The organism is Bathymodiolus platifrons methanotrophic gill symbiont, assembly GCF_002189065.1.
Lineage (GTDB): Bacteria > Pseudomonadota > Gammaproteobacteria > Methylococcales > Methylomonadaceae > Methyloprofundus.
This window is the reverse complement of sequence record NZ_BDMN01000389.1, coordinates 1-3122: the sequence shown is the minus strand read 5'-3', so window position 1 is coordinate 3122 and position 3122 is coordinate 1. Positions and strand designations below refer to the sequence as shown.

General features: G+C 40.4%; 2 protein-coding genes. Both read right to left on the bottom strand.

Annotated elements, in window-relative coordinates:
• The coding region (locus CDZ78_RS18080) for a Clp protease N-terminal domain-containing protein (RefSeq protein ID WP_280175600.1) at nucleotides 1-481 on the bottom strand (481 nt) is incomplete at its 3' end.
• Nucleotides 482-905: 424 nt separating this feature from the next.
• Entirely contained in the window at nucleotides 906-2294 is a 1389-nt protein-coding gene (gene argH, locus CDZ78_RS18075; RefSeq protein WP_087871230.1) for an argininosuccinate lyase, read from the bottom strand.
• Nucleotides 2295-3122: the final 828 nt, after the last annotated feature.

Below are 3122 nucleotides of genomic sequence, written 5' to 3'. Positions count from 1 at the left end.
CTCCCATTCGCTGCGTAGGCGAATGAATGTTGGTGACAGGAGTCCCAGAATGTTGTGAGGTAGCATGGCGCGCCTGTAATTGTTGAGAAACATTTGCCTGCTTTAATATTTTAGCAAGTTGACCTTTGCTCGCGCATGCAGCCAACAGAAAGATCTCGCTGGAAACAAAACTATCGTTACGTTTAACGGCTAATTGCTCGGTAAGGTTTAATAGCTTGTTTAAATCACTGGAAACCTGGACATCACCACCAACTCCCGATACGGAGGGCATAGTACCCAGTTCCTGATCAAGTAATTGAGCTAGGGCCTGCGTATTAGTGCCAGCTTGATTTAATAAAGGCTTAATACTACCGCCTTGTTGTTCTAGCATCGCTAAAAGCAGATGTACAGCTTCAATAAACTGATGATCTTTAGCTAAAGCCAGGCTTTGCGCATCATTAAGTGCGCTTTTAAATTTACTGGTTAATTTTTCTGGATTCATTTTATTACCCATTGCACTTTTGTTAATTAGTTAATTCTAATTTGGGGGAGTAATAAGGTTTTTCAAGTTGCTAATAAGTTTGGGTTTAGGGAGGTTTGTCGTTGAAGAGGCGCGGGTAAGAGAATAGTTATGTTTGCCTAACTGTAAGAAAGTTTCCAGTTCTGGTTTTGAAAGCTCATTATTTGGGGGCATGGGCGGCTCGCCCATGTAAACGGGCAGGCTGCCCGTATCCCCAAAAAAATCTTGCACGTGAATAATGAATAATTACTGATGAGGCTCTTAATATACTGATTCTTATGATTTATTTTAAAATGGCTGTGAGTTGTACGTAATCAGCATTTTAAGCCGAGGCGGCCACCCAACCATTAAGTAACAAGAACCTATAAAACAAAGACTTATGTTTTTGTTACTTAGAGAGGAAATCTTATGCTAATGCGGCTCTTGCTGACTGGATGGCTGCACGAACGGTGTCTGGGGCTGTACCTCCAATATGTTTTCTAGCAGCAACAGAGCCTTGTAGAGATAATCTGTCGTATACATCGTCTGTTATCATCTCAGAGAAACCCTGTAATTCAGATAAAGATAATTCTGATAAATCACGTTCAGAGTCCAGTCCTAATTTAACTGCTAAACCAACAACTTCATGGGCATCACGGAAAGCCATGCCTTTGCGGACTAGGTAATCAGCCAGGTCTGTCGCGGTAGCAAAGCCTTTTTTTGCAGCATTAAACATATTGTCACGCTTTGCCTCAATATGAGGCACCATGTCAGCAAAGGCGCGTAAACAGTTAATTAGCGTATCTGCGGTATCGAATAAAGGTTCTTTATCTTCCTGGTTATCTTTATTGTAGGCAAGAGGCTGGCTTTTCATTAGCATTAATAAAGAGACTAAATGTCCGGTTACGCGACCAGACTTTCCACGCACCAATTCAGGTACATCGGGATTTTTCTTTTGCGGCATAATGGATGAGCCGGTGCAAAAAGCATCAGGTAGCTCAATAAAAGCAAACTGGGCACTTGCCCATAACACCAGTTCTTCTGAAAAACGTGATAAATGCATCATGATGATGCTGGCTGCAGCGGTAAATTCAATAGCAAAATCTCGATCACTCACTGAGTCCAGTGAGTTGGCGGAGGGGCGAGAAAAGCCTAATAATTTAGCTGTCATCTCGCGATCAATGGGGTAACTGGTTCCTGCTAAAGCTGCGGCACCGAGCGGCATGATATTAACACGCTTTAAACAATCTTCCAGGCGTTCTTTGTCGCGTACTAACATTTCAAACCAGGCCATCAGGTGATGACCAAAAGTGACTGGCTGAGCTACTTGTAAATGCGTGAAACCTGGCATGATAGTGTCAGCTTCTTTGGTCGCCAGATCAAGTAAAGCCAGTTGTAAGCGTTCAATAACGGCAATAATCGTATTAATTTCAGTGCGCATATATAAACGGATATCAGTTGCGACCTGATCATTGCGTGAACGACCTGTATGCAGCTTTTTACCAGCCATGCCAATTAAGTCAGTTAAGCGTGCCTCTATATTCATGTGCACATCTTCTTGTTGAACTGACCACTGAAACTCGCCGCGCTCAATTTCTTCGCTAATTTGTTGTAAGCCCTGAAAAATACTATCACGTTCAGCTTCTGTCAGAATTCCGATTTTGCACAACATGCTTGCATGGGCGATTGAGCCTTCAATATCCTGTTGAGCTATACGTTGGTCAAAGTCTACAGAAGCAGTAAAAACTTCTACAAAAGCATCGGTGGCTTCTGAAAAACGGGCACTGGAAAGTTTAGCCTTATTAGCGGTAGTCATATTTATAGAGTAAGGTTAGCAAAGTCAACTTCTAATTATAACATTGATACTTTGCTGTTCCCAAAACTTGCTGGCTACCCTGTGTAAAATTGTTCAACCCGCATATTGATTATGGATTCAGCGTATGTGCAAGTGCGTTTATGTTCATTTAGCTTGTGACAATGTGGTTAGGACTGAGAATTTTATAAAATCAGAAACTGAACTCTCTAATGTAGCCTGTATGGAGCTTGCGTAATACAGGAAGATCAGCGTACTTACTTTCACGTATTCCGCAGCCTACATACGGTCTACACAAAGTTTTGGGGTTGATTAAATTCTCGTTCCTTAGTGGGGTGTCTTGGGTGGAGCCAAGAAAAATAAACTTTTTATTTAGTTGGGTGGATTTAACTCTGAAGTACAATGTTGCTCTAGCAAAGTACTCTAAATGCTTAACAATATTAAAGAAAAAAGTTGTGCACAATATCTGTGGATAAGTCTGTGGATTATGCGTAGAGAAATAACTCTAACGCCTAGTATTGTTACAATTTCGTTAAATTGTATAAAATTTATACAGTCATTATATTTATAATAAAAACATACGCTTAGGGATGTCAATAGATACTTGAAAGGATTTTCATCATCAATAATACGTATTTAAGCAAATAATTTGGGAATACTATCGCTTGTGGAGTACTTTAGGGTTTATGGCTAGAAATGGATATTGAAATCAGCTGTAATAAGGGTAAATAAATCTAAGGACTCACGATAAATTTGGGGTTAATTTGTTAGGTTATATTAACGACTGAAGTTTCCCAATTATTGAGTAGCTGAAATACACAATGCTGGTGT

Coding starts and splice junctions, on each gene's coding strand:
- argH (WP_087871230.1), bottom strand. CDS start 2,294: ATGACTACCGCTAATAAGGCTAAACTTTCCAGTGCCCGTTTTTCAGAA.